We start from the raw sequence: 25803 nt of genomic DNA, 5'->3' as shown, positions 1-25803 counted from the left end.
GTCGGCGCGGTCCCCGGAGGGTCCTCCCGCCCAGGTCAGGAGCGGATGGCGGCGGCGATCGAGCGGGCCGTGCGGCAGCGCGAGCACCTGCTCGTCCAGGCCGGAACGGGCACCGGCAAGAGCCTCGCCTACCTGACGCCCGCACTGCTCGTCGACGGCCCGGTCGTGGTCTCCACGGCAACCCTGGCACTGCAGAACCAGCTCGTCGAGCACGACCTGCCGCGGCTGGCGGACGCGGTCGAGCCGATCCTCGGCCGGCGCCCGACGTTCGCCGTCCTCAAGGGCCGCCACCACTACCTCTGCGTGGCGAAACTCGAACACGCCGACGAGGAGGCGCCGACCGACACCCTCTTCGACGACGCCCCCGCCCGCGCCACCCAGTGGCTCGGCGAGGCGGGCCGGCTCGGCAAGCAGATCCTGCGCGTGCAGGAATGGGCGGAGAAGACGGCGACCGGCGACCGTGACGAGCTGGACCCGGGCGTCGACGACACGGCCTGGCGCCAGGTCTCGATGCCGGCCCGCGACTGCGTCGGCGCCGCCCGCTGCCCGTACGGCGCCGACTGCTTCGCCGAGGCCTCCCGAGCCCGAGCCCGCGAGGCCGACATCGTGGTGACCAACCACAGCCTGCTCGCCGTCGACATGCTGGCCGACCGCCACATCGTGCCGCCGCACAAGCTGCTGATCGTCGACGAGGCCCACGAGCTGGCCGACCGGGTCTCCTCCGCGGCCCAGGCGGAGCTCACCCCGGAGGCCGTCGAACGCGCCGCGAAACGCGCCCGCCCCCTGCTCTCCCCGGCCGCCGGCGAGTCCCTGGCGGCCGCTGCCGACTCCCTCACCGTCGGCCTGGCGGACATCCCGGCGGGCCGACTGACCACCGGCCTGCCCCCACTGCTGCACCAGGCGCTGCTCCTGGTGGACGCGGCAACCCGCGCGGCGCTCGAGGCCATCGGCGACATCAAGTCGGACGACCCCGACCCGGTCCGCAAACAACAGGCCAAAGCCACCCTCGACGAGCTCTCCACGACGACCCAGCGCCTCCTCGAGGAGTCCGACTTCGACGTCGCCTGGGTCGAGAAGAACGACCTCGGCAACGGCCGCCGCGCGCTGGTGGTCGCGCCCCTCTCGGTGGCCGGCACACTGGCGACAAGCCTCTATGACGACCGCACCGTGGTGGCGACCTCGGCGACTCTGACATTGGGTGGTCGCTTCGACACCGTGGCCCGCTCGCTGGGGCTCCCAGCGAGCGGGCCCAGCAAGCCCTCCGCCGCCCCCTCCACAACCGGCCCTGCCAGCTCCTCGACCGCCCGGGTCGGCGCCTCCTCGACCGCTCGCGTTGGCGCTTCCTCGACCGACGGCGCCTCTTCCGCAGCCGGCCGGGGCGGGGTCGCCGCGGGCGGGGTCGCCGCGGGCGGGGTCGCCGCGGGCGGGGTCGCCGCGGGCGGCGCGGTTCCCGCTGCCCGCTCCGGCTCCGGCTCCGGCTCCGGCCTGAGTCCGGATGCGCAGCCCATGTCCGGCGAGGGCTGGACCTCCCTCGACGTCGGCTCTCCCTTCGACTACCCCAAGCAGGGCATTCTCTACGTCGCCGCCCACCTTCCCCGGCCCGCCGCCTCAGGCCTGCCAGACCTCGCGGGCGAGGAGTTGCTGAAACTGGTCGAGGCGCTCGGCGGCCGCACCCTGGGCCTGTTCTCGTCCCGCCGCGCGGCGACCCAGGCCGCGGAGCTGCTGCGCGAGAAGACCGATCTGCCGGTGCTGCTCCAGGGCGAGGAGACGCTGCCGATCCTGGTCCGCAAGTTCAAAGAGCAGAAGGAGAGCTGCCTCTTCGGCGTGATGTCGCTGTGGCAGGGCGTGGACGTCCCCGGCGACGCCTGCCAGCTCGTCGTCATCGATCGCCTGCCGTTCCCCCGCCCGGACGAGCCCCTGGCCGCCGCCCGCGCCGCCGCCGTGGACGCGACGGGCGGCTCGGGCTTCGCCTCCGTGAGTGTCCCGATCGCGGCGGTGCGTCTCGCCCAAGGTGTCGGCCGCCTGATCCGGTCGACCGGCGACAAGGGCGTCGTCGCGGTCCTGGATTCCCGCCTGGAGACAGCGCGCGGCTATGGCGCCTTCCTCCGCAAGTCCCTGCCCCCGTTCTGGTACACGACCCGGCCGGACGTGGCACTCGGCGCCCTCCAACGCCTCGCCGGAGGATAGCCAGGCACGCGGGAGCGTCCACCAGCTCAAGCCCCAGAGCCAGAAATCAACGGCTAGTCAGCCGGTGCCCGACGCGGAGGCGGCCCGATATCTCGTGCCGTCGCGGCGGGATCACCGGCTCAGTCACGACGGCGGGTCGCCGGCGGTGACGAGGACCGCGTCCGGGGGGATCTCGGGTCGGCGGCGGGCCAGTCGGCGGACACCCGTGTTCAGCACCGCGATCAGCGGCACGGCCACCAGCGCGCCCACGATGCCTGCCAGGACCACCCCCGAGGCGATGCCAATGATCACGACGAGCGGGTGGATGGCGACCGCCCGGCCCATGATCAGCGGCTGGAGGATGTGTCCCTCGACCTGCTGGACCACGATGACCGCGCCGAGCACGATCAGGGCGACGATCCAGCCCTCGTCGACCAGCGCCACCAGGACCGCGACCGCGCCGGAGACGCTGGCGCCGACGATCGGGATGAAGGCGCCGAGGAACACCAGTGCCGCCAGCGGGAACGGGAAGGGGACGTCCAGGATCATCAGGGCCAGGCCGATGCCCGCCGCGTCGATGAAAGCCACCAGCACCGTCGCCCGGACGTAGGAGCCGAGCGTCGCCCACGAGGCGTCGCCGGCGTCGGACAGGCTCCAGCGGGCGTTGACCGGGAACAGACGTACCAGAAAGCGCCAGATCTTGCGGCCGTCACGCAGGAAGAAGAACGTCGCGAAGAGCACCAGCAGCGCCCCGGTCAGCACCTCCGCCAGGGTGGCCGCGGTCGCGAAGCCGGTCGCCGTGAGCTGCGACGTGTGTGCGTCGATCCAGTCCCGGCCCGATTCGATCGCCTGGGTGAGCTGGTCGTCGTTGAGGTGCAGCGGGCCGTTGCGGGCCCACTTCTGGATCTGCCTGATGCCCTCGCTGGCGTTTTCGCTGAGCTCCGGCACCCCGTCGACGAACTGGTTGACCACCAGGGTCAGCGTGCCCGCCACCGCCCCGATCCCGCAGATCAGCACCAGGAACGTGGCCAGCGACGGCGGGAGGCGCAGCTTCAGCAGCCAACCCACGGCCGGGGCGAGCAGCGCCGAGAGAAGCAGGGCGATCGCCAGCGGGACGACCACGATGCTGATCGTGCCGATGAAGCGGAGCAGCACCCAGCCCACGACCCCGACGACGATCAGGCGCCACGACCAGGCCGCGGCGATCCGCAACGAGTGCGGCACCTCGGCGTCGTCCAGGCTGGTCGTCGAGTGGTGCTCGAAGACCGGCGGCGGGGATTCGTATTCGACCTCGGCGTCGTCGGTCGGCCGATCCGACTCGGCCCGGGACGTCCGTACGGATTCGCGACCCGCCTCGTAGGCCCTACGCAGGTTCGCCCGTACTCGTTGGAAGCGGCTCAACCGCTCAACCCCCTCGCCTTCGACACGCGGTTCCCACCGTAGTCGAGACCGGCACGCGTCCCCGCCAAGGTCGGGCGTACCGTCTCTGCGTGAGCACCGACACCCAGACAGAGGCCGGTCTGCCCATTCGCATGCTGCACGACCGCGTCCTCGTGCGGCTCGACGGCGGCGAAGGGGAACGTCGTTCGAGCGCCGGCATCGTGATCCCGGCCACCGCGTCGATGGGCCGACGCCTGTCGTGGGCCAAGGCGGTCGGCGTAGGACCGAACGTCCGTTCCATCGTCGTCGGCGACCGGGTCCTGTTCGACCCCGAGGACCGGGCGGAGGTGGAGTTGCACGGCAACAGCTACGTGCTGCTCCGCGAACGCGACGTGCACGCGGTCGCGGCGAGCCGCGTGGAATCCGACGGAACCGGCCTCTACCTCTAGGAACCGGGCGGCGGGCCATAGCCCGGCGGCGGCGGGTCATAGCCGGTGGGCGCGCCGTAGCCAGGCGGCGGTGAGCCGTAACTCGGCGGCGGGGAGCCGTGAGCGGGCGGCGGGGAGCCGTAAGCAGACGGTGGTGAGCCGTAACCGGGCGGCGGACCGTAACCCTGCGCCGGCGAACCATTGGACGGCCCGTAACCGGACGACGTCCCATAGCCGGCCGGCGGCGCGCCATACCCGGAGGTCAGGCCATAGCCACGCGGCGGCACGCCATAGCCGGCGGGCGGGCCATAACCGGGCTGCGGCACGCCATAGCCGGGCGACGGTGAACCGTAACCGGCCGGAGGGCCGTAACCGGCGTACACCGGCATGGGGGGTGGAATGCGCACCGGCACCGGAACGACCGGCTCGTCCGGCGGGCTGACCGTGCGCGTCACACCGTCCGGGAACGCGATCTGATAGCTGACGCCGTCCCAGAAGGCGTGCGGCGTCCGCGGATCGCGGCCCACGAAGACCGACCGGTAGCTGGAGATGTCCGTGAGCAGCTTGCGCTCCTCCTCCTGCGCCGCGGTCAGTTCCCGGGGATCGCGGTGGAGGCCGCGCTGCATGCCGTCGCGCAGCAGGGCGAGCTGCGTCGACGCCGATTGGAAGCCGCGCATGGCCCGCAGGCCCGCCTCGCCGGAGACCCGTTTCGCCCACTGCCGGGCGGAATGCCGGCGGCCCAGGCTGCCCAGCGTCGCCACCTCCGGCGGGGACAACCAGCCGGTGCGTACGTAGTGCGGCAGGATCCGCTCGCTGAGGCGCCCCTCGTAGCCACGCAACGCGATCGCGAAGCCCAGCGCGGCGAAGAAGAACGGGACCATGAAGCCGAGGTACCCGTACAGCATGATGATGGTCTCGCCGGTGGCGACCGAGAGCGTTGGCAGCAGGTTGAACAGGCCGTGCAGGATCATCGCCAGCAGCAGGCCGGCGATCGGCGCGAGCCAGCGCACCCGGCGGTCCGCCGAGCGTGCGGCGATGCCCAGGCCGATGCCGGACATCGCGGTGAACAGCGGGTGCGCGAAGCCGGTGAACAGGATGCGCACGATGAAGATCAGGAAAAGGTTCTGAATGCCGGTGGCGGGCCCGTATTGGTCCGCGCCCGCCGCGTAGCCGTGGCCGCCGAGGTAGAGCACGTTCTCGACCATCGCGAAGCCCAGCGCGGAGAGGCCACAGTAGACGATGCCGTCGGTGATGCCGGACCATTCGCGGCGGCGGCGCCAGAACAGCAGCATCGGGCCGAGCACCTTCATCGACTCCTCGATGAAGGGCGCCACGAGGACGGCGACCAGCGCCTCGGGCAGGCCCAGCTTGTCGAAGCCCCACGCGGCCGTCATGTTGACGCCGAAGGCCACCAGGGTGGCGACGGCCGACCCCCAGGCGAAGCAGAAGACCAGGTAGCGGATGGGTTCGGGCTCGTAGCGGTCAAGCCACAGGAAGCAGCTGACCAGCACCGGAACCGGCAGGATGGCGGCGGTGAGGCCGACAGCCAGGCCGACCGGACCATTGCTGACGCCGAGGATGACCAGCATCGTGATCGCGCAGAGGGCGATGAAGGTGATAATCAGCACGAGCGACAGCCAGCGTGGCCACCCGGTCCGACGGCCCGGCGTGGGCGGCAGATGCTCGAGATCAGGGGGCTGATAGGGCGGGTGGGTCTGGGCCTGGGCAACCTCGGCAGGGGCGGTCTCGGCGGGGACCGCGGGACCGGTCACCTGCTGCGCCGGGCCCGGAAACGCCCCGAGGGCCGGGTGCGGTGCCGGGTCGGGCGGTCCACCGGGAGCTTCATCGGCCATGCCGCCAGCGTAGCCACCCCGTCCCGCCGAGGCGGGCCCGCGCCCATGACGACCGAATCAGGTCCGCGCCGGCCCTCGCCGCGCCGCGCGTCCGCGCCACCCGATCGCCCGCCGCACCAGCCGGGGCGCCTCCGCATACTCGACGCCGGTAGCCCGCAGCAGATCGGTCACCGTGGTCCGCACCTGGGCCACGACCACGCCGCCGGAAAACCCGACACCTTCCTCGTAAGCCTTGGCCGACTCCGCCGCGCCCCGCAACGCCCGCCCCCGGGCCGCCTCCGGCTCCGCGCCCCGCGCCCATTCCTGCCGCATGAGCTCCACGGAGCCGGCCAGCGTCGTCAAGGAGGTCGGCAGGCAGACCGGCACGGGCTCACCGTCGTCCAGCGCCGTGATCATCCGCCGGGGTCAGCACCCGAACGTTGCGCAGAGCGTACGTAAGGTGCGGCGCGCCCTCCACGTACTGGCTGAGCGCGCCGCGGGAGCGCCACCGGGCCGGCGCGAAGGCGACGTTCTCGCTTGCCGCCGCAGCCGCCTCGGCGAACGCCGCGAAGTCGCTCTCGGCGTCGCGCAGCCGGACGAGCGCCGCCCGCACCTGCTCCACGTCGCCCTTCTCGGCCCCCTCGCCGACGGCGCGCAGCCCCGCGGCCATCGCCTCCAGGGCGGGGTCGGCCGCCCGGCGCACCACCGTCAGCGGGTTGAGCGGGAGCAGCAGCGTCATCACCGTCAGACCGACCACGCCGCCGACCAGGGCGTCGAAGAAGCGCGTGTACGGCAGCCCGGTGGCGGTCGTCAACGTCGCGACCAGCACGGCGGAGGAGGCGGACTGGATGACGAGCGAGGGTCCGCCCCCGACGGCTGCGGCGAGGAGGATGGCGAGCACCACCACCAGGCCGATCTGCCACGGGCCGGAACCGATGAGCGCGATGATCGCGTCGCCGACCCCGATGCCGATGGCGACCCCGACGACCAGTTCGACCGTACGCCGGGCGCGCCGCCCGACCGACGACGCCAGGGTGATCACCGCCGCGATCGGGGCGAAGAAGGGGCTCGGCCGCCCGATGAGGTCGTGGGCGACGAACCACGAGATGCCCGCGGCGGCACCCGCCTGGGTGGCGAGCCCGAGGCCGCCGCGTACCCGCGTCCAGCCGGCCTCGACCCCGGAGCGGGACCGGCCGCGCAGCCGGACCAGGGCGGCGGCGACCCTGCGCTGCGCACCCGCGTCGGTCATGATCCGACCCTAGGGTGCGTCTGGCGGATCACGGCGACGCCGAGCCGAGGTCCAGCAAGCGGGGTAAAGGACCGGCAGGCGGGCGTGCCAGGATGGCGGCCGTGACAACTCTTCTCGACCGATGGGTGGCCGCGGTCCGGGGCGCCGGGGCGGCCGCCGCGGAGCCGGATCTGCGGGCCGCCGGTGGCTACCTGCTCACGCGCTGGTCGGAGCCGCAGCGGCAGTATCACGACGTCGGCCATCTGACCGCCGTGCTGGACGTGGTCGACGAGTTCGCCGGACTGGCCGCCGCGCCCGACCGGGTACGCCTCGCCGCCTGGATGCACGACGCGATCTACGACCCACGGGCCCTCGGCGACGCCAACGAGCGCGACAGCGCCGATTTCGCCGAGGGGCTGCTGACGACGCTGGGCGTCTCGCCCGAGGTCGCGGCCGAGGTGGCGCGCCTGGTCGGGCTCACCGCCGGCCACGCGACCGGCGAGACCGACCCGGACGGCGAGCTGCTCTGCGACGCGGACCTCGCCATCCTGGCCGCCGAGCCCGACCGGTACGCGGCCTACACCGAGGCGATCCGCCGCGAGTACGCCCACGTGCCGGACGACACCTTCCGGGCGGCCCGGGCACAGGTCCTCGTGTCACTGCTGGAGCTGCCGGCGATCTATCGCCACGCCCCGCTGCACGAGGCGTGGGAGGCCCGGGCGCGGGCCAATCTCGAGAAGGAGCTCAGGACGCTCGCCGGCTGAGGTGCTTCGGGCGGCGCAGCCCGGCACCGCGCAGGCGGGCGGCGAGATCGCGCGGCGGCACCAGGGTCGCACCGAGCCACAGCGCCATCGCGAAGCGTGACTCCGGAATGTCGTAGTGGTCGCGGTCGAACCCGCGCCGGGGCGCGCCGAGCATCTCCGCGAAGACATGCAGCTCGGCGAACGAGACGTCGCTGACCAGATGGGACCAGAGCCGTCCCCGAGCCGGCCAGCGCGGCTCGTCGACGAGGATCACAGGTCCACGTGCAGCAGATCCGTCCCCCGGTCCGCCGCATATCCGCGCACATCCGGGACGCCGAGCCGGGCCGCGTCCGCGGTGAGGTCGTCGGGCATCTTCTGGGACTGCCGTTCGGCCTCGACCCGGGCGAGGTAGTGCTCGATCTCGCGGGCCCGCACGGCCTCGTCCCAGCCCAGCGCGTCACCCATGACCGCGGCCGCGTGCCGGGCGGTCTCGGCGCCGCGGTGCGGCGTCTCGATCGAGATTCGGGTACGGCGGGTGAGCACGTCGTCGAGGTGCAGGGCGCCCTCGGCGGTGGCCGCGTACGCGATCTCGGCCGCCAGATACTCGGGTGCCCCGGTGAGCGGCGTGGCCAGCGCCGGATCGGCCGCGATCATGGCGAGCAGGTGGACCGAGAGGGTGCCGTAGCGCTCCAGCAGGTGCTCGATCACTCCGGCCGTGACGCCGTGCCGGCGGGCGGTGTCCTGCCGGTCGCGCCACGCCGCGGCGTACCCGTCGGCGCCGAGCAGGGGGAGCTGGGCGGTGCGGGACGGCCGGTCGATGCCGAGCCGGCGGACCGCGCGGTCGATGACGTCGGCGGCCATGACGCGATAGGTCGTGTACTTGCCGCCGGCGACGAGCAGCAGCCCGAGCATGGGCTCGACCACGGCGTGCTCGCGGGACAGCTTCGAGGTGGAGTCGGCCTCGCCGGAGAGCAGGGGGCGCAGGCCGGCGTACACACCTTCGATGTCGTCGGTGGTGAGCGGACGGTCCAGCACTGTGTTGACCTGATCGAGCAGGTAGCTGATGTCACGGGCGGACGCGGCGGGGTGCGACCGGTCGAGCTGCCAGTCGGTGTCCGTGGTGCCGATGATCCAGTGGCCGCCCCACGGGATGACGAACAGGACCGAGGTCGCGGTGCGCAGGATCAGCCCGGCGTCGCCGGTGATCGCCGAGCGCGGCACGACGAGGTGCACGCCCTTGGAGGCTCGGACCCGCAGGCCCGGGCGGACGCCGACGTCGCTGAGCATGCGCGACATGTCGTCGCTCCACACCCCAGTGGCGGCCACGACGGTGCGGGCGCGCACCTCGATCTCGGGCGAGCCGGGCGCCTCCAGGTCGCGCACCTTCACGCCGACGACCTCGCGGGCTTCCCGGATGAAGCCGGTGACCCGCGCGCTGGTCACGACGGCGGCACCGAGGCTGGCGGCGGTCCGGGCCAGGTTGACCACCAGGCGGGCGTCGTCGACCTGCCCGTCGTAGTAGCGGATCGCCCCAGCGATCTTGTCCGCCCGCAGGCTGGGGAAGACGTGCCGCGCGCCGTCGCGGGTCAGATGCCGGTGCAGCGGCATACCGCGGCCCTGGCCGAACACGCCGGCGAAGACGTCGTAGGCGGCTACGCCGAGCCCGTAGTAGAACCGGTGCCAGGCGCGGGCCGGCGGCGAGGAGGTCTCGAGCGGCACGAGGATCGGCACCGGTCGGACGAGGTGCGGCGCGAGGCGGCTGGTGAGCAGGCCGCGCTCGGTCAAAGCCTCGTGCACGAGGTGGAACTCGAACTGCTCCAGGTAGCGCAGGCCGCCATGGATCAGCTTGCTGGATCGGCTGGACGTGCCGGAGGCCAGGTCGCGCGCCTCCACGAGGGCCACGCTCAGGCCGCGGGAGGCGGCGTCCAGGGCCGCACCGGCACCGGTGACTCCACCGCCGATGACGAGCACGTCGAACTGCTCGTCGCGCAGCCGCTTGAGGTCGGCGACGCGACGGATCGGCGAGAGCCGCCCGGCCGAATACCGGGACACGGAGGGAGAACGCACGACCCCACCGTAGCGCCGTCGGCGGTCAGACCGGGGAAGGATGTTTCTCAGCCGGAGATCGTGACGAGCATCTCGGCGACGGAACCCGCGGGGTCCGTGACCGGAAACTGCACCGACTGGATCGTCGTGGTGGCGTCGACGAACAGGGTCAGGCGCTTGAACCGGTCGGTGCCGCCGGCCCGGAAGGTCGGCAGGCGCAGGCTCGCGGCCAGCTTGCCGTCGGTGTCCGACAGCAGCGGAAACGGCAGTCCCGCGTACGCCGCGAAGGCGTCGAGCTGGTCCGGGCGCTGGGTGCTGACGCCGCGGATCTCGACTCCCCGGGCGGCGAAGTCGGCGGCCCGCGCGGCATAGGTGGTCGACTCGAGCGTGCAGCCGCCGGCGCCCGGAATATCCGTCCAACCGGGCGGATATCCCTGGGTTCCGGGGGCGTAGGCGCCCGGGAAGAAGTACAGGACCGTGGGCGCTCCGACCGTCAGGTGCGCGATGCGGCGACCGACTAGGCCGTGCACCCGGCGCGCCTCGGCGGAGGTGGGCGCGGCCGTCGCGGTCAGCGACCCGTCGCCCATCACGTGCCGGGTGCCCCAGTCCTGCAACGCGATGAGTACGGGCAGCAGGCCCTCACCCTTCTCCGTCAGCAGGTAGTCGTAGCGCGGCGGATGTTCGGAATACGCCACCCGGCGCAGCACGCCGTGCTCCGCCAGGCCGCCGAGCCGGTCGGTGAGCGCCCGACGGCTCATGCCGAGCTCGCGTTGCAGTGCGTCGAAGCGGGTCACCCCGCCGGCGATGTCGCGCACGATCAGGAACGTCCACCAGTCGGTGAGCACGCCGAGAGCCTGCGCGATGCCGCAGTCCGCGTCCGTGAGATCGTCCCGTCGCACGCCATCGAGTATAGTCCGTTCCAGATTGAAACTGACACGGTAGGCGGGGACTGTGCGTGCCTTCCGGCGGTGGTGCGCGGCCGGCGCGACCGAGGGTCGGCCATCGGGGGCGTGCACTGCCGCTGACGGCGCGTCCGTCAGCTAAGACGAAACGGGCCGCCCCCGAAGGGACGGCCCGTTTCAGCGTGGCTCTGGACTCAGAAGTCCATGTCTCCGCCGCCCGGGGCACCGGCCGGGGCCGCCGCCTTCTCGGGCTTGTCCGCCACGACCGCCTCGGTCGTGAGGAACAGCGCGGCGATCGACGCGGCGTTCTGCAGCGCCGAGCGGGTGACCTTGGCCGGGTCGATGATGCCCGCGGCCAGCAGGTCGACGTACTCGCCGTTCGCGGCGTTGAGGCCCCAACCGGACTCGAGGTTGCGGACCTTCTCCACCACGACGCCGCCCTCGAGGCCGGCGTTCACGGCGATCTGACGCAGCGGGGCGTCGAGCGCGACCTTGACGATGTTGGCGCCGGTGGCCTCGTCGCCAGCCAGGTCCAGCTTGTCGAACGCGGTCTTGCCGGCCTGCACGAGCGCCACGCCACCGCCGGGCACGATGCCCTCCTCGACGGCCGCCTTCGCGTTGCGAACGGCGTCCTCGATGCGGTGCTTGCGCTCCTTGAGCTCGACCTCGGTGGCCGCGCCGACCTTGATGACCGCAACGCCGCCGGCCAGCTTGGCCAGGCGCTCCTGCAGCTTCTCGCGGTCGTAGTCGGAGTCCGACTTCTCGATCTCGGCGCGGATCTGGTTGACCCGGCCCTGGATCTGCTCGGCGTTGCCGGCACCGTCGACGATGGTGGTCTCGTCCTTGGTGATGACGACCTTGCGGGCCTGGCCCAGCAGGCTCAGGTCGGCGGCGTCGAGCTTGAGGCCGACCTCCTCGCTGATGACCGTGCCGCCGGTGAGGATGGCGATGTCGTCCAGCATGGCCTTGCGGCGGTCACCGAAGCCCGGGGCCTTGACGGCGACGGACTTGAAGGTGCCACGGACCTTGTTGACGACCAGGGTCGCCAGGGCCTCGCCCTCGACGTCCTCGGCGATGATGATCAGCGGCTTGCCGCCCTGCATGACCTTCTCGAGGACGGGCAGCAGGTCCTTGACCGCGGAGATCTTGCTGTTCGCGATGAGGATGTACGGGTCGTCGAAGACGGCCTCCATCCGCTCGGCGTCGGTCATGAAGTACGCCGAGATGTAGCCCTTGTCGAAGCGCATGCCCTCGGTGAGCTCCAGCTCGAGCCCGAAGGTGTTGCTCTCCTCGACGGTGATGACGCCTTCCTTGCCGACCTTGTCCATGGCCTCGGCGATGATCTCGCCGACCGTGGAGTCGCCGGCGGAGATGGAGGCGGTGGAGGCGATCTGCTCCTTGGTCTCCACGTCCTTGGCGAGCTGCGAGAGACCCTCGGAGACGCTGGCCACGGCAGCCTCGATGCCCCGCTTCAGGGCCATCGGGTTCGCGCCGGCCGCGACGTTGCGCAGACCCTCACGGACCAGCGCCTGGGCGAGGACGGTCGCCGTCGTCGTGCCGTCGCCGGCAACGTCGTCGGTCTTCTTCGCGACCTCCTTGACCAGCTCGGCGCCGATCTTCTCGTAGGGGTCCTCGAGCTCGATCTCCTTGGCGATCGACACACCATCGTTGGTGATGGTGGGAGCGCCCCACTTCTTCTCGAGCACGACGTTGCGGCCCTTGGGGCCGAGCGTCACCTTGACGGCGTCGGCGAGCTGGTTCATGCCCCGCTCGAGGCCGCGACGAGCTTCCTCGTCGAATGCGATGATCTTGGCCATACGGCTGTGTCCTCCTGGACATTCGCGGTGCCGGGCCTGCTCGGCCTAGCCCTCCGCACGGTGAGGAAACGCTGCGGACGTCACCACCTGGCGATGCGACGTCCTCAGGTCGAGCCGGATAGCCCGCGACGACCGGTCCCGTGCCCCGGCACCGATGGCGGCGCCGTGGCCGCGACCCCACCGTCCCGACCTGCTGGCACTCACGTGGCGCGAGTGCCAAGAACTTGTTTAGCACTCTCGGGGGTCGAGTGCAAGGACAACGACCACGGCCGGGGGGCCCGCGGGAGCGCTGGATGGTGGAAATCCGCACGCTCCCGAGGGCGGCAATAGTGGCGGTCCGGCTTGCCTGACCGGGCGCCACCAGGTAGGCAGACAAGCATGACCAGCACGTTGGCGCCCACCCTCACCAGCGCGTTGACGCCCACCCTCACCGTGCACCGGGTGACGCCCGGCGACGCGGCCCGGATGCGGGCGCTGCGGCTGGAGATGCTGGCCGACAGCCCGCTCGCCTTCCTGGAGACCCTGGCCCAGGCGGCGGCCCGCCCCCACGCCGACTATCGGCGCCGGATCGTGCAGGCGTCGACGGGCATTCAGCTCGCCCAGTTCGTCGCCGACCCGGGCGGCCGGCTGATCGGCCACGCCGGCGGCACGGTCCTGCCCGAGGAGCCAGCCGCGACGGTGGTCTTCGCGGTCTACATCACGCCGACGCACCGCGGCCGGGGAGTGCTCGCCTCCCTGATGGAGGCAGTGGCCGAATGGTCGCTCTCCGTAGGACGGCGGGAGCTCATGCTCGAGGTCGTGGTCGGCAACGACCGGGCGGTCCGCGCCTACGAGCGGCTGGGCTTCGAGGACACCGGCGTACGGGTACCGCACCCCGTCGTCCCCGGCCTGTGGGAGCTCCAGATGCGCCGCCGCGCATGAGCCCAGAACCGCCCGGGTCCACCGGCCCGGAAGGAACCACCGGCCCGGAAGAGTCGGGGCGGGCGCGGCTGCGCCGGTGGCCGTTGGCCCGGTCGACGCTCACGGCGGTCAACGGCACCACGCTGGCCGGCCTGGCCGTCGCCGTCCTCACCGGCGCGCGGGTCCGCCGAGGACGCGACGGCATCCTGGTCGCCGAGGGATACCGGTTCAGGGTGCCGCCCGCGACCTGCTTCACCGTCGGCTCGGTGATCATCACCCGAAGGCCCGCGGAGTGGCTGCTCCATAAGGACCGCTCCGACCTGCTGGCACACGAGAGCCGGCACGCGGATCAGTACGCCGTGCTCGGCCCGCTGTTCTGGCCCGCCTACTGGGTGGCGTGCGGTTACTCGTGGCTGGCGACCGGCAGTTACGGCAGCCGCAACGTCTTCGAGCGGCACGCGGGTCTCGACAAGGGCGGTTACGCCGAGGCGGCCCTGCGCCCGTGGATCCGCAAGCTGCGCACCAGACGCCGCTGAAGAAAGCATCAGGCGCCGCTGAAGAAAGCACCGAGCGCCGCGGAGAGCGGGGCCGGAAGTTTGGTCGGGAGGACGCGCGCACAGCGCCTCCGGCACTGGGTCGTTGGGCCCCGAGAGATTGTCGCCAAGCTCGAAGGTGGGGCCACGTACGGCGTCGCGTCCTCCCGCGTAGAGCATCCTGCCGACCCCACGATCCTGGCGCAAGCCCTCGCGGGAAGGAATTCCTGACGTACGGCAGATAGCTCGCTACACAGTGTTATCCCAGCAGCCCGGCATCGCGCGCGCCGCGGAGGGAGGGCTTGATGCGGTGGGTCGGGCCGACCAGCTCGGCGACCGCGTCGATGGTCTTGAGACCCTCGCCGGTGTTGTAGACGACCGTCTCCTTGTCGGGGTCGAGCTTGCCGCTCTCCACCAGCTTCTTCAGCACCGCCACGGTCGTGCCGCCGGCCGTCTCTGCGAAGATGCCGGTGGTCCGGGCGAGCAGGCGGATGCCCTCGCGGATCTCGTCGTCGTCCGCGTAGTCCATCCAGCCGCCGGTGCGCCGGACCGCCTCGATCGCGTACGCGCCGGCCGCCGGATCCCCGATGTTCAGGGACTTGGCGATGCCGGTCGGTTTGACCGGGGTGATCTGGTCGGTGCCGTCTTGCAGCGCGACGGCGATGGGGTTGCAGCCGGCCGACTGGGCGCCGAAGACGGTCCAGCCTCCCTCGGGAGCCTCGACCAGGCCGATCTCGACCAGCTCGCTGAAGGCCTTGTCCACCTTGGTGAGCAGCTCCCCGGACGCCATCGGGATGACCACCTGGGCGGGGATGCGCCAGCCGAGCTGCTCGGCGACCTCGTACCCGAGGGTCTTGGAGCCCTCGGCGTAGAACGGGCGCACGTTGACGTTGACGAACGCGGTGTCCTCGAACTCGTCGGTCTCCACGAGCTCGCCGCAGAGCCGGTTGACGTCGTCGTACGAGCCCTCGATCGCGACCAGGTCACCGCCGTACACCGCGGAGGTGATGACCTTGCCGGGCTCGAGGTCGCTCGGGATGAAGACGATGCTGGGCACTCCGGCGCGGGCGGCGTGCGCGGCGACGGAGTTGGCCAGGTTGCCCGTGGAGGCGCAGGCGAAGCGGGTGAAGCCGAGTTCCCGGGCGGCGGTGAGCGCGACGGAGACGACCCGGTCCTTGAACGAGTGGGTCGGGTTGGCGGAGTCGTCCTTGACCCACAGCGGCGCGCGCAGGCCGAGCTCCGCGGCCAGGGCGGGGGCCGCCACCAGCGGGGTCAGGCCCGGGTCGAGGGTGACGCGGGTGGCCGGGTCCTGGCCGGCGGGCAGCAGGGCGGCGTAACGCCAGATGTTCGGCGGGCCGGCCTCGATGTGCTCGCGGGTGACGGCGGCCAGGGCGGCGGTGTCGTACGCGACCTCCAGCGGCCCGAAACACTCGTAGCAGGCGTGCTGCGCGGCGAGGGGGAACTCGGTGCCGCAGCCGCGGCAGATCAGGGCGCGGGCGGGGCTGGTGGTGGGGGCGTCGACCGTCGACGTCATGCGAGGCTCCTTCTCATCTTCCCCGGGCGCGGGCAGCCGCGATTCCGGGACGGAATTAGCACCTGCCGCACGCTGGCCTCGTCATCGAGTCAAGAGCGGTGGTTGCCGGGGCGTCGTCGGGCCGTATCCCTCAGCCCCTCTGGATGAGGTATTCAGTTGTGTTACCGCCACCTTACGTGCCCGTCCCGCTGAGCCAAGGGGAACGTCTCAGGGTGTGAGCACAGGGGTGGCATCCAGTGCATAGGGTGACGAAGGTCATTCCGACGATGCGGGGAGGTTCGGCGTGAGCGCCGTCCTTGAGATCCAGGGTCTGCAGAAGACCTATCGCAGCCGGAAGGGGGTGCGCAAAGCCCTCGACGGCTTCGACATGGTCGTCGAGTCCGGCCAGGTGCACGGGTTCCTCGGCCCCAACGGCTCCGGCAAGACCACGACCTTGCGCACCCTGCTCGGCCTGATCCGACCCAACGGGGGCCGGATGGCGCTCCTCGGCCGCGAAGTGCCCCAGTCGCTGCCCGAGGTCGCCGGCTCGGTCGGCGCGATCGTCGAGAGCCCGCAGTTCTTCGGCAACTTCACCGCGCTGGAAACGCTGCAGCTGCTGGCCGACGCGGGCGGCGTTCCGCCGGCGCGGGTCTTCGAGGTGCTGGAGCTGGTCGGGCTGCGGGACCGGGCCAAGGACCGCGTCAAGACCTACTCGCTCGGCATGAAGCAGCGCCTCGCCGTGGCGTCCGCGCTGCTCAAGAACCCCAAGCTGTTGATTCTCGACGAGCCGGCGAACGGTCTCGACCCCGGCGGCATCCGGGAGATGCGCACGCTGATGCGCAACCTCGCCGAGTCGGGCATGACCGTGGTGCTCTCCAGCCACATCCTCGGCGAGATCCAGCTCATCTGCGACTCGGTGACGATCATCGCGGCGGGTCGGCGGGTGGCGGCGGGCGCCGTCGCCGACGTGCTGGCCCAGCACGCCGGCTCGTCGGTGCGCGTCCGCCTGGAGTCGGCACAGGATCTGGCTGCCTCGGTGGGCCTCCTGCGGGAGCTCGGTGGCCAGGTCACGGTCGAGGACGACCACCTCATGGTCAGCGGCATCGACCGACCCAGCGCGATCACTCGAGCGCTCGCCGGCAACGGCGTGTTCGTCTCCGAGCTGAGCCCGGTCTCGGTCGACCTGGAGAGCGTGTTCCTCGAGCTCACCGGCACCACGCCGGTCGCGGGTGAGCACCGACAGGTGGACCAGACGGTCATGGCACCGACGGGTCCGGCACAGGGCGGGTGGGGGCATTGAGCCTGTACACAGCGGAGACCCGGCGCCTCACCAAGCGCCGCTTCACGCGATTCTTCGTCCTCGGGGTTCTGGTCGTGCTCGCGGCTATCGCGGTCGTCATGTTCTTCTCCAACGAGAAGGCGACTCCCCGAACGCTCGCGGTGGCCGAGACCCGGGCCGAGGAGCAGTTCCGGCAGGACCAGACGATCGCCGAGACCGAGCGCAAGGCGTGCGAGGCGCGACCCGGCGAGGACTGCACCGGCTACTGGGTTCCGACCCGGGAGGACTACAAGGCCGAGCAGTTTCTGCCACCCAGCTTCGACTTTCGCGAGGAGTTCGGGGTGCTGGCGGTCGCGCTCGCCGCACTGCTCGCGGTGATGGCGTTCGTCATCGGCGCGACGTTCGTGGGCGCGGAGTGGAGCAGCGGCGGCATGATGAACCTGCTGCTGTGGCGACCGCAGCGGCTCAAGGTGCTGGGCACCAAGCTGGGCGCCCTCCTCGTCGCGTTGACCGGGCTGACGGTCGTCGTCTCGGCCGCCTGGACCGGCTTCTTCGCGCTGACGGCGAGCCTGCGCGGCAGCCTGGACAGCATGACGTCGGGGGCATGGCAGTCGTTCCTGCTCATGGAGTTGCGCGGGTTGGCGGTCGTCCTCGTCGCCGGCGTGATCGGTTTCGGGCTGGCGTCGATCGGCCGGCACACGGCAGTGGCGATGGGCGTGGCGATCGGCGTCGTCGTGCTGTTCCAGTTCGGGCTCGGCACGGTGTTGTCGATGGCCGGGGCCAGATGGGTGGAGGCCTACCTCATCCCCACCTGGCTGATCGCCTGGATGGACAAGTCCTACGAGATCTCGGACTGGTCCGCACCCTGCGTCTACTCGCCGCAGGGCTGCGAACCGCCGACCATGACCATCACCTGGCCGATGGCGGGCGGAGTGTTCGCCGCCGTCCTCGCCGTGGTGATCGGCACGGCAATGTGGACCATGCGTAATCGGGACATCACCTGAGGTAACTTCGGTGGAAGGCGCGCGGCGGGGATCGTCGACTGCCACTATGGTGGCGTTCCCCTCCGCGTGACCCTCTTCCACCACCCCGAGGTAACCATGCAGCCCGATGCCGCCCTCAACGAGCAGCAGCACGTGCCGGTCCCCCGCGACGCCGAGGAGGCCGGCATCGGCACCGACGCCACCCAGACGTCCGACCTCACCGAACGCGAGCTGCAGATCCTCGCCTTCGAGCAGAAGTGGTGGAAGCACGCCGGCTCCAAGGAGCAGGCGATCCGCGACACCTTCGAGCTGTCGTCCACCCGCTACTACCAGATCCTCAACGGGCTCCTGGACAATCCGGCCGCCCTGGCCCACGACCCGGTCCTGGTCGGCCGGCTGCGCCGCCTACGCTCCACCCGCGCCCGCACCAGAAGGCGCTAGCGCTAACCGGCGGAGTGGGTGGTCGCGTACGCCTCCAGCCACGCCACCTGAGCCGGGTCGAGCGACGCCCGCACCCGCTTCCGCGCCGTCGCCACGTGCTCGGCGGTCACCGTCGTCGCGTCCAGGGATTCGCGCATGGCGGCCAGCGCCGCCTCCCGGATCAGCGCCGCGCAGTCCGCCGCCGAGAAGCCCTCGAGGTCCGCGCCCAGCGCGTCGAGGTCCACGGCGTCGTCCAGCGGCACCGATTTCGACGATGCCCGCAGGATGGCCGCGCGGGCGTCACCGTCCGGCGGCGGCACGAAGACCAGCCGTTCCAGGCGGCCGGGGCGCAACAGGGCCGGGTCGATCAGGTCCGGGCGGTTCGTCGCGCCGATCACCACGACGTTGCGTAGCGACTCCACGCCGTCCAGCTCCGTCAGCAGGGCGGCGACCACGCGGTCGGTCGTGCCGCCGTCGGTGGCCTGCCCACGGGTGGGTGCCAGCGCGTCCACCTCGTCCAGGAAGACCAGGGTCGGCGCGGCCTCCCGGGCACGGCGGAAGAGCTCCCGCACCGCGCGTTCGCTGTCGCCGACCCACTTGCTCAGCAGCTCGGCGCCCTTGACCGACAGGACGTTGGCTTTGCCCGTACCCGCGATGGCTTTGACCAGATAGGTCTTGCCGCAGCCGGGCGGGCCGTAGAGCAGCACGCCGCGCGGGGGTTGGACGCCGAGCCGCGCGAACGTGTCCGGATAGGTCAGCGGCCACAGCACCGACTCCGTGAGCACCTGCTTCACGTCGGCGAGGTCGCCGACGTCGTCGAGGGTCACCTGGGCGACCTCGAGCGTCGACTCGGCCATCGACGTCGGCCGGACCACGTCCAGCGCGGCCTCGAAATCGGCCATGACCACCGTGGGCGATTCCGCGTCCTTCTGCCGCAGGGCCGCGCGGACCCCGGCCTCGCGGGCCAGGGCACCCAGGTCGGCGGCGACAAATCCGGGGGTACGCCCGGCGACGTCGTCCAATCGCACGTCCTCGGCCAGCGGCATCCCGCGGGTGAGCACGCGCAACTGCTCCAGCCGCATGGCCGAGTCCGGCAGCGGCACGGCAAGCTGCACGGCCAGCAAATCGGGCGCGCGCAGCAACGGGTCGACCGCCTCCGGCCGGCTCGTCGTGCAGACCACCGCCGCCCCGCCGCGGACCAGCTCGGCCAGCACCTGCCGGAAGACGGTGGTGAGCGGGCCCGCCTCGTCGCGGGGCGCCAGGGCCTCGACGTCGGCGATCAGCAGCACCGCCGGCCCGCCGGCCCGCACGTCGCGCGCGAGCGCCCGCAGCCGGGTCGCGGCGGAGTCGTTCGTGAGCGCCGCGAGCTCCGGCGCCCACACCGGCAGCACGGTCGCCCCCACGCTCGCCGCGACGGCACGCACCATCGCCGACTTGCCCGAACCGGCCGGGCCGGAGACCAGGACGCCGAGCGAGACGGTGGTGCCGAGGCGGCCCAGCACCTCACCGTGGTGGAAGCCGAGATCGAGCAGCTCGGTCAGCTCGTGCGCCTGGGCCCGCAACCCCGGCAGATCGTCCACGCTCGGCGGCGGCGCGTCCGGGTCGGTGGAGGCCGGTTCGGCGCGGGCCGGCTCGGGCCGCGCGGCGGACACCGACGATGACTGACCGTCCTGCCAGCCCACGACCGTGTCCATGGTGACCAGGGCGGCGTCGCGGTCGTCGACCTCGACCACCTGGAGCAGCGTGCTCGTCCAGGCGTAGCCCACCCGGTTGGCCAGGCTGCGCCGGGCCGCCTCGACCAGCGACCGGTGCGCGGCCTCCGGTAGCACGTCCTGCGGCAGCAGGGACACGTCGTCGCCCGCGCTGACCACCTTGCCCAGCAGCGCCAGGCGCAACATCTCGGGCGAGACCACCGCGACGATCTCGGCCGGGCCGGTGAGGATCACCCTCCGCGCGCCCACCACGGGTACGGGGGTCACGCTCACCTGACCGCCGTCGCGCAGGCCCAGGTTGCCGATGGTGAGGTCGTCGGCGTAGAGCAGCGCCCGGCTGGCACCCGGCTCGGCCCGCGCGGCGATGCCCGCGGTGGCGCGGCGACCGGTGAGCCGCAGCGGATCGCCCGGGTTGACGGCCAGCGCGGCCATCACCTCGGGATGCAACCGCACGATGCCCCGGCGTGCATCGAGAGCCGCCGGCCGCTGGGTCACGGTCAGCGTGAGATCGTCTGGCACCGCGGGGCCTTCCGTCGGAACGAGGGGACTGTTGACACGCTATCGCCGTCGGTCGCCCCGGCGAGTCACCGGTTCACAGGTCCCGCTCAGCGGCCCGCCGATAGCGTGAGGCCCATGCGTGCCCTCAAGCTGCGTCGTTCCGTGCCCCGCCCGACGCGGCGGCGGGTCATCGCGGGCACCCTGATCCTCGTGCTGGTCGCCGCCCTGGTGACCTGGGCGGTCCTGCCCGAGCGCAGGTCGTGGACGGCCAGCGACCAGCGCGTCACGGTGCTGTCCGGCCCCTCGGGCACTGACCCCGTCACCCTCGATACCCGGTTCTACCTGCCCAAGGACCGAGACGGGAAGGTGCCGGCGGTGCTGCTGGCCCACGGCTTCGGGGGTACGAAGAACTCGGTCAGCGACGACGCGGAGTCCCTGGCCGACCGGGGCTACGCCGTGCTGACCTGGACGGCCCGCGGCTTCGGCAACAGCGGCGACCAGATCCACCTGGACAGCCCGGACTACGAGGTCAAGGACGCCCAGCGCCTGCTCGACTGGCTCGCCGCGCGTCCCGAGATCCGCAAGGACACGACCGGCGATCCCCGGGTCGGCGTCGTCGGCGGCTCGTACGGTGGCGCGCTCGCCCTCCTGCTCGCCGGCCAGGACCCGCGCGTCGACGCGATCGTTCCGCTGATCACCTGGAACGACCTCGGCACCGCGTTCTTCCCGCAGTCGGCCGGGGTCGCCGATCCGGGCGTGTTCAAGAAGAGCTGGGCGGGCCTGTTCTTCGGCAACGCCTCGGCACCGGAGTCTTCGCGAACGGGATCGCTGCTGCCGCCGCAGGCCGAAGCTGCCACCGGAAAGGGCGATCCGGCGTGCGGCCGGTTCGCCGCGGACGTCTGCGCGGCCTACCTGAACATGGCGACCACGGGCACACCGGACGACAGCACCACCGAGCTGCTGCGCCGCTCCAGCCCGGCGACGGTGCTGGACAAGATCAAAGCACCTACGCTGCTGATCCAGGGCGCGGTCGACACTCTCTTTCCGCTCTCCGAGGCGGACGCGAACGCTCGCGGCATCGCCAAGACCGGCACGCCCGTGCGCGTCGCGTGGTTCACGGGCGGGCACGACGGCGGTGAGGGCCCTCAGACCGACCAGGACCGGACCAAGTTCCTCACCGCCCAGTGGCTGGACCACTACGTCAAGGGCGAGGGGGAGAAACCACCGACCAGCTTCACCTACTCGCGGGTCGCCGGGTTCAGCGCCCTCGACCGCGGGCTGGTGACGAACGGCTATTCCGATCCGGCGTACCCGGGACTGGGCGGCACGGGCCGCACGGAGGTCGGGGTGTCGGGCCCGGCACAGCCGATCGCCAACCCGCCGAACGGCAACCCGGGCGGGTTGTCCTCGCTGCCCGGCGTCGGCGGACAGGTCAGTTCCCTGCTCGGCCGGTTCGCAGGGGACCTGCCCGGCCAGCACGCGACGTTCGACTCGAGCCCGGTCACCGAAGCGATCGAGGTGGTCGGTGCGCCGACCGTGCGGCTGCGGGCGGCCTCGCCGACCGGCACGGCGACGGTCTTCGTCAAGCTCTTCGACGTCGACCCGAACGGCACCGCGACGCTCAGCGGCGGGCTGATCGCCCCGGTCCGGCTCACCAACCTGCCACCGGACATCGCCGCGGCCGTCCCGATCACCGTGACGCTGCCGGCCATGGTGCGCCGCATCGACACGGGCCATACGGTACGGGTGGTCGTCGCGGCCTCCGACCAGGCGTTCCTGACCCCGGCCGACCCGACGGTCTACACCGTCGCGGTGGAGCCGGCGGTCACGCTGCCCACGGTGGTGGGCTCGCCGATCGCCAACCCGCAGGTCGTCTGGCGGTGGGTGCTGCTGGGTGTGCTGGGCGCGATCATCCTGGGCCTGGTCGTGGTGCTGGTCGCGCGCCGCCGCCGCGACGCCCCGCCGGTCGAGGAGTTCGCGGACACCCCGCTGGTGGTCCGCGAACTGCGCAAGGCGTACGACGACGGGTTCGTCGCCGTCGAGCGGGTCGACTTCCGGGTCGAACGCGGACAGGTCGTGGGCCTGCTGGGCCCGAACGGCGCGGGAAAGACCACGACGCTGCGGGTGCTCATGGGCCTGACGATGCCGACCTCGGGCGACGCGCTGGTCTTCGGGCGGCCGCTCGTGCCGGGCGCGCCGATCCTGTCCCGGGTCGGCGCGCTGGTCGAAGGGCCGGGCTTCCTGCCGCACCTCAGCGGATACGAGAACCTACGGGCGTACTGGCAGGCGACCGGTCGACCGATCGAGGAAGCGCGCTTCGAGGAGGCGCTGGACATCGCCGGCCTGGGCGATTCGGTGCATCGGCGTACCAAGAACTACAGCCACGGCATGCGGCAGCGCCTGGCGATCGCCCAGGCGATGCTCGGCCTGCCCGAGCTGTTGGTGCTGGACGAGCCGACGGACGGCCTCGATCCGCCGCAGATCGCCGAGATGCGCCGCGTCCTGCGCCGATACGCGACCGACGGGCGGGCGGTGCTGGTCTCCAGCCACCTGCTGGCCGAGGTCGAGCAGACCTGCACGCACGCGGTAGTGGTCAACAAGGGCCGCATCGTGGCGTCCGGCCTGGTCGACGACATCGTCGGCGAGTCTCCGTCCGTGCAGCTCTCGGTCTCCGACGTGACGGCGGCGACGACCGTGCTGGAGGGAATGAACGTGCGCTCGGTGCAGGCCGACGGCGCCTCGGATCTCATCGTCGACATGAACGGCACGCCCCGCGAGGAGGTGGTGGCCTCCCTCGTCCGCGCCGGCATCGGCGTGGACCGGGTGGTGCCGCGCCGCCGCCTCGAGGACGCGTTCCTGGCCCTGGTCGGCGACAACTCGCGGGGAAGTGGGGACCGATGAGCAGCGCTGCCACCGGCTACAAGGCGTCGGCCACCCTGCCGCTGCGTGCCGAGATCAGGCGACAGGCGACGCGGCGGCGTACCCATCTGGCCCTGGGTTTCATGGTCCTGTTGCCGTTGATCATCCTGCTCGCCTTCGAGTTCGGTGGGGGCGACGATGACGACAACGGCGGCGGGGGCGCGTTCGGCTCCCTGGTCGACCTGGCCACCTCGGGCGGCCTGAACTTCGCGCTGTTCAGCATCTTCGTGTCGGCGGGCTTCCTGCTCATCGTGGTCGTGGCCCTGTTCTGCGGCGACACCGTGGCCTCGGAGGCGAACTGGGGCAGCCTGCGCTATCTGCTCGCGATCCCGGTTCCCCGCGCCCGCCTGCTCGGCGTGAAGCTGGTGGTGGCCCTGGCATATTCGCTGACCGCCCTGCTGACCCTCACCACGACGGCCCTGCTGGTGGGCACCCTCCGATATGGCTGGCACCCGCTCGGCAGCACGGTCGCGGCGGAGATTCCGGCCGGCGAGGGCGTCCTGCGCCTGCTGGCCATCGTGGGCTACCTCGCGGTGACCCTGCTCGGCGTGGCCGGGCTGGCATTCCTGCTCTCGGTGCTCACCGACGCGGCCCTGGGCGCGGTCGGCGGCGCGGTCCTGCTCTGGATTCTGTCGAGCATCCTCGACCAGATCACGGCGCTGGGCTCGCTGCGCGACTTCCTGCCGACGCACTTCAACGACGCCTGGCTGGGCCTGCTGTCGACACCCATGCAGACAGACGACGTGGTCAAGGGCGCGATCTCGGCTGTGTGTTACGCGACGCTGTTCTGGTCATTCGCGTTCTACCGCTTCACCCGCAAGGATGTGACGTCGTGAGCGTCGCGCGCAACGGTGCGGTCGAGATCGCGTACGAGGTGTTCGGCCCGGCGGACGGTGAGCCGTTACTGCTGGTCAGCGCCACCGAGGCCCAGATGGTGATGTATCCGCGGGATCTGTGCGCGGCACTGGTCGGCGCCGGTTTCCAGGTGGTCCGCTTCGACAACCGGGACGCCGGGTTGTCCACCCACTTGTCCGGCCGGCCCGCGCCCGCGCCCTTCGTGGCGGCGCTGCGGCCTTCGACGGCGCCGTACCAGCTGACCGACATGGCCGCCGACGCGGTGGCGGTGCTGGACGCGCTGGGCTGGGAGTCCGCCCACGTGGCCGGCTCGTCGATGGGCGGCATGATCGCGCAGACCGTGGCGATCGGTTATCCGTCCCGGGTCCGCAGCCTGACCTCGATCTCCTCCACGCCGTCCGTCCGCGTCGGCGCCCGCCCACCGCTGAAGGTGCTGCGTGCCATGACGAGGCTGCTGGCACAGCCGGTGCGCACCGCGGAAGAGGCCGCCGAGCGGGAAGTGGCGATCTACCGGCTCATGGGTTCACCCGGCTATCCCCTGGACGAGGCCATGGTCCGCGGGATCGGCCGGGAGTCGTACGAGCGGCACCCCTCCGACCCGGTGAGCGGCCGGCGGCAGCGCGCGGCGGTCGCCGCGTCGGGAGATCGGCGCCCGGCCCTGTCCGGGTTGCGGATGCCGGCCCTGGTGATCCACGGGGACGAGGACGTGATGATGCGGCCCAAGGCGGGACGCGCGACGGCCGACGCGATTCCGGGAGCGCGCCTGGTCACGTACCCGGGCATGGGTCACGACCTGCCGCGGGCCCGCTGGCCCGCGGTGATCGAGGAGCTTCGCAAGGTGGCCGCCTAGTCAGGCGCAGACCACCTGGACACCGGCGTCGCGGAATGCCTGGATCGTCGACTGTGGCGCGCCGGAGTCGGTGACCAGGGTCTCGACCTGCCCGATCGGGCAGATTCGGGCGAACGCGTGCCCGCCCAGCTTGGACGAGTCCGCGATCACCACCACCCGCTTGGCCCGGGCCACCATCAGGCTGTTCATCGCCGCCTCGCCCTCGTGGTGGGCGGCCGCGCCGAGGTCGACGTCCAGGGCGTCCACGCCGAGCAGCACGATGTCGAGGGTGACCTCTTTGAGGAGCGCGCCGCCCAGCGGGCCGACGAGCTCGAAGGACTGCGGGCGAACCACGCCGCCGGCGACCACGATCTTCATGCGGGAGCGGACGAGCAGCTCGTTGGCGATGTTGAGCGCGTTGGTCACCACCGTCAGCTGGGCGCCGTCGCCGCTGGTGTTGAGATCGGGGCGGACCGCCAGGGCGCGGGCCACCTCGGTCATGGTGGTGCCGCCGTTGAGGCCGACGACCGTGCCGGGGACGACGAGGTTGGCCGCCGCCTCGCCGATGCGTTGCTTTTCCGCCGAGTGCTTGGCGCTCTTGTAGCGCAGCGGCAGGTCGTAGGAGACGCCGTTGGCGACCGCTCCACCCCGGGTACGGGTGATCATCTGCTGTTGGGCGAGCTGGTCGAAGTCACGGCGGATCGTGGCCTGGGAGACGTCGAGGCGGCCCGCCGCGTCCTCCACCGTGACGCGCCCGCTCTCCGCCAGTAACTCCAGCAGGGCATTCCACCGCGCGTACCGGTCCACCCGAACTCCCTGC

General features: G+C 71.9%; 22 protein-coding genes and 1 riboswitch. Of the genes, 11 read left to right on the top strand and 11 right to left on the bottom strand.

Annotated features, from left to right (window positions below; all coding sequences use genetic code 11):
• Positions 1–45 precede the first annotated feature (45 nt).
• Complete coding sequence (locus AB0M36_RS27715; protein WP_364163164.1) at positions 46–2187, top strand: ATP-dependent DNA helicase; 2142 nt, start codon at positions 46–48, stop codon at positions 2185–2187.
• A gap of 123 nt (positions 2188–2310) precedes the next feature.
• On the opposite strand, the gene AB0M36_RS27710 is transcribed toward AB0M36_RS27715, so the two are convergent.
• On the bottom strand, positions 2311–3567 hold the full coding sequence (locus tag AB0M36_RS27710) for an AI-2E family transporter (protein ID WP_364162851.1): 1257 nt from the start codon (positions 3565–3567) through the stop codon (positions 2311–2313).
• A 131-nt stretch (positions 3568–3698) separates the two neighbouring features.
• Between AB0M36_RS27710 and AB0M36_RS27705 the strand changes: the two genes are divergently transcribed.
• Complete coding sequence (locus AB0M36_RS27705; protein ID WP_364163161.1) at positions 3699–3995, top strand: co-chaperone GroES; 297 nt, start codon at positions 3699–3701, stop codon at positions 3993–3995.
• On the opposite strand, the gene AB0M36_RS27700 is transcribed toward AB0M36_RS27705, so the two are convergent.
• From AB0M36_RS27700 to AB0M36_RS27690, 3 genes are read right to left on the bottom strand one after another with little or no spacing between them, the layout of a single operon-like run.
• The gene (locus AB0M36_RS27700; protein ID WP_364162848.1) at positions 3992–5827 is read right to left on the bottom strand and encodes a PrsW family intramembrane metalloprotease; all 1836 of its coding nucleotides are present in this window, start codon (positions 5825–5827) and stop codon (positions 3992–3994) included. The two genes, AB0M36_RS27705 and AB0M36_RS27700, sit on opposite strands and share 4 nt — an antisense overlap.
• Positions 5828–5884: 57 nt before the next feature.
• The gene (locus tag AB0M36_RS27695) at positions 5885–6223 is read right to left on the bottom strand and encodes a hypothetical protein (protein WP_364162845.1); all 339 of its coding nucleotides are present in this window, start codon (positions 6221–6223) and stop codon (positions 5885–5887) included.
• Positions 6198–7055 carry an FUSC family protein gene (locus AB0M36_RS27690; RefSeq protein WP_364162842.1) on the bottom strand — a complete coding sequence of 286 codons (858 nt, stop codon included), beginning with the start codon at positions 7053–7055 and terminating at the stop codon, positions 6198–6200. Before AB0M36_RS27690 ends, AB0M36_RS27695 begins: the two co-directional genes overlap by 26 nt.
• Before the next feature lie 101 nt (positions 7056–7156).
• Between AB0M36_RS27690 and AB0M36_RS27685 the strand changes: the two genes are divergently transcribed.
• A complete protein-coding gene (locus AB0M36_RS27685; RefSeq protein WP_364162840.1) occupies positions 7157–7798 on the top strand; it encodes a metal-dependent phosphohydrolase in 642 nt (213 codons plus the stop codon).
• Here AB0M36_RS27685 and AB0M36_RS27680 read toward each other — a convergent pair.
• The 4 genes from AB0M36_RS27680 to groL form a co-directional block, all read right to left on the bottom strand.
• Positions 7779–8051, bottom strand: coding sequence for a DUF4031 domain-containing protein (locus AB0M36_RS27680; RefSeq protein WP_364162837.1), 273 nt, complete (start codon positions 8049–8051; stop codon positions 7779–7781). The genes AB0M36_RS27685 and AB0M36_RS27680 overlap by 20 nt on opposite strands.
• Entirely contained in the window at positions 8048–9829 is a 1782-nt protein-coding gene (locus AB0M36_RS27675) for a glycerol-3-phosphate dehydrogenase/oxidase (protein WP_364163158.1), read from the bottom strand. The genes AB0M36_RS27680 and AB0M36_RS27675 overlap by 4 nt, the downstream gene beginning before the upstream one ends.
• Before the next feature lie 62 nt (positions 9830–9891).
• Positions 9892–10722: a winged helix-turn-helix transcriptional regulator gene (locus tag AB0M36_RS27670; RefSeq protein WP_364162834.1), complete on the bottom strand. Its 831-nt coding sequence runs from the start codon at positions 10720–10722 to the stop codon at positions 9892–9894.
• Positions 10723–10919: 197 nt separating this feature from the next.
• Positions 10920–12542, bottom strand: a complete 1623-nt coding sequence (groL, locus tag AB0M36_RS27665; RefSeq protein ID WP_364162832.1) for a chaperonin GroEL — start codon at positions 12540–12542, stop codon at positions 10920–10922.
• 378 nt (positions 12543–12920) lie between these two features.
• Between groL and AB0M36_RS27660 the strand changes: the two genes are divergently transcribed.
• Together AB0M36_RS27660 and AB0M36_RS27655 are read left to right on the top strand one after the other, a co-directional pair.
• Positions 12921–13463 (top strand): GNAT family N-acetyltransferase, encoded by a 543-nt coding sequence (locus AB0M36_RS27660; protein WP_364162829.1) that lies wholly within the window; start codon positions 12921–12923, stop codon positions 13461–13463.
• Entirely contained in the window at positions 13460–13978 is a 519-nt protein-coding gene (locus tag AB0M36_RS27655; protein WP_364162826.1) for a hypothetical protein, read from the top strand. Before AB0M36_RS27660 ends, AB0M36_RS27655 begins: the two co-directional genes overlap by 4 nt.
• Positions 13979–14234: 256 nt before the next feature.
• On the opposite strand, the gene thrC is transcribed toward AB0M36_RS27655, so the two are convergent.
• Positions 14235–15509, bottom strand: a complete 1275-nt coding sequence (thrC, locus tag AB0M36_RS27650; protein WP_364162823.1) for a threonine synthase — start codon at positions 15507–15509, stop codon at positions 14235–14237.
• A 10-nt stretch (positions 15510–15519) separates the two neighbouring features.
• Positions 15520–15659, bottom strand: a riboswitch (SAM riboswitch).
• Positions 15660–15792: 133 nt separating this feature from the next.
• Between thrC and AB0M36_RS27645 the strand changes: the two genes are divergently transcribed.
• The 3 genes from AB0M36_RS27645 to AB0M36_RS27635 all read left to right on the top strand — a co-directional run bounded on the left by AB0M36_RS27645 (position 15793) and on the right by AB0M36_RS27635 (position 18191).
• Positions 15793–16788, top strand: coding sequence for an ATP-binding cassette domain-containing protein (locus AB0M36_RS27645; protein WP_364162820.1), 996 nt, complete (start codon positions 15793–15795; stop codon positions 16786–16788).
• The gene (locus AB0M36_RS27640) at positions 16785–17771 is read left to right on the top strand and encodes an ABC transporter permease subunit (RefSeq protein ID WP_364162817.1); all 987 of its coding nucleotides are present in this window, start codon (positions 16785–16787) and stop codon (positions 17769–17771) included. The genes AB0M36_RS27645 and AB0M36_RS27640 overlap by 4 nt, the downstream gene beginning before the upstream one ends.
• Before the next feature lie 66 nt (positions 17772–17837).
• Positions 17838–18191, top strand: a complete 354-nt coding sequence (locus tag AB0M36_RS27635) for a DUF3263 domain-containing protein (protein ID WP_364162814.1) — start codon at positions 17838–17840, stop codon at positions 18189–18191.
• Between the two features lie 2 nt (positions 18192–18193).
• Here the strand turns inward: AB0M36_RS27635 and AB0M36_RS27630 are convergent, their stop codons facing one another.
• Complete coding sequence (locus AB0M36_RS27630; protein ID WP_364162811.1) at positions 18194–20401, bottom strand: AAA family ATPase; 2208 nt, start codon at positions 20399–20401, stop codon at positions 18194–18196.
• A gap of 114 nt (positions 20402–20515) precedes the next feature.
• On the opposite strand from AB0M36_RS27630, the gene AB0M36_RS27625 reads away from it, so the two are divergent.
• From AB0M36_RS27625 to AB0M36_RS27615, 3 genes are read left to right on the top strand one after another with little or no spacing between them, the layout of a single operon-like run.
• Positions 20516–23281 carry an alpha/beta fold hydrolase gene (locus AB0M36_RS27625; RefSeq protein WP_364162808.1) on the top strand — a complete coding sequence of 922 codons (2766 nt, stop codon included), beginning with the start codon at positions 20516–20518 and terminating at the stop codon, positions 23279–23281.
• Entirely contained in the window at positions 23278–24135 is an 858-nt protein-coding gene (locus AB0M36_RS27620; protein WP_364162805.1) for an ABC transporter permease subunit, read from the top strand. The genes AB0M36_RS27625 and AB0M36_RS27620 overlap by 4 nt, the downstream gene beginning before the upstream one ends.
• Positions 24132–25004 carry an alpha/beta hydrolase gene (locus tag AB0M36_RS27615; protein ID WP_364162803.1) on the top strand — a complete coding sequence of 291 codons (873 nt, stop codon included), beginning with the start codon at positions 24132–24134 and terminating at the stop codon, positions 25002–25004. The genes AB0M36_RS27620 and AB0M36_RS27615 overlap by 4 nt, the downstream gene beginning before the upstream one ends.
• On the opposite strand, the gene AB0M36_RS27610 is transcribed toward AB0M36_RS27615, so the two are convergent.
• Positions 25005–25790 carry a DeoR/GlpR family DNA-binding transcription regulator gene (locus tag AB0M36_RS27610; protein ID WP_364162800.1) on the bottom strand — a complete coding sequence of 262 codons (786 nt, stop codon included), beginning with the start codon at positions 25788–25790 and terminating at the stop codon, positions 25005–25007. It lies immediately after the preceding gene.
• Positions 25791–25803: the final 13 nt, after the last annotated feature.

It is taken from the genome of Actinoplanes sp. NPDC051346 (assembly GCF_040682215.1).
Lineage (GTDB): Bacteria > Actinomycetota > Actinomycetes > Mycobacteriales > Micromonosporaceae > Actinoplanes.
Note: the sequence above shows the minus strand (reverse complement) of the source record. Positions and strands in the feature narration are given on the sequence as shown.

Bases quoted from the DNA above. Each gene is read 5' to 3' on its own strand.
- AB0M36_RS27715 (WP_364163164.1), top strand. From the start codon at position 46: ATGGCGGCGGCGATCGAGCGGGCCGTGCGGCAGCGCGAGCACCTGCTC.
- AB0M36_RS27705 (WP_364163161.1), top strand. From the start codon at position 3,699: ATGCTGCACGACCGCGTCCTCGTGCGGCTCGACGGCGGCGAAGGGGAA.
- AB0M36_RS27700 (WP_364162848.1), bottom strand. From the start codon at position 5,827: ATGGCCGATGAAGCTCCCGGTGGACCGCCCGACCCGGCACCGCACCCG.
- AB0M36_RS27695 (WP_364162845.1), bottom strand. From the start codon at position 6,223: ATGATCACGGCGCTGGACGACGGTGAGCCCGTGCCGGTCTGCCTGCCG.
- AB0M36_RS27690 (WP_364162842.1), bottom strand. From the start codon at position 7,055: ATGACCGACGCGGGTGCGCAGCGCAGGGTCGCCGCCGCCCTGGTCCGG.
- groL (WP_364162832.1), bottom strand. From the start codon at position 12,542: ATGGCCAAGATCATCGCATTCGACGAGGAAGCTCGTCGCGGCCTCGAG.
- AB0M36_RS27660 (WP_364162829.1), top strand. From the start codon at position 12,921: ATGACCAGCACGTTGGCGCCCACCCTCACCAGCGCGTTGACGCCCACC.
- AB0M36_RS27655 (WP_364162826.1), top strand. From the start codon at position 13,460: ATGAGCCCAGAACCGCCCGGGTCCACCGGCCCGGAAGGAACCACCGGC.
- thrC (WP_364162823.1), bottom strand. From the start codon at position 15,509: ATGACGTCGACGGTCGACGCCCCCACCACCAGCCCCGCCCGCGCCCTG.
- AB0M36_RS27625 (WP_364162808.1), top strand. From the start codon at position 20,516: ATGCGTGCCCTCAAGCTGCGTCGTTCCGTGCCCCGCCCGACGCGGCGG.
- AB0M36_RS27620 (WP_364162805.1), top strand. From the start codon at position 23,278: ATGAGCAGCGCTGCCACCGGCTACAAGGCGTCGGCCACCCTGCCGCTG.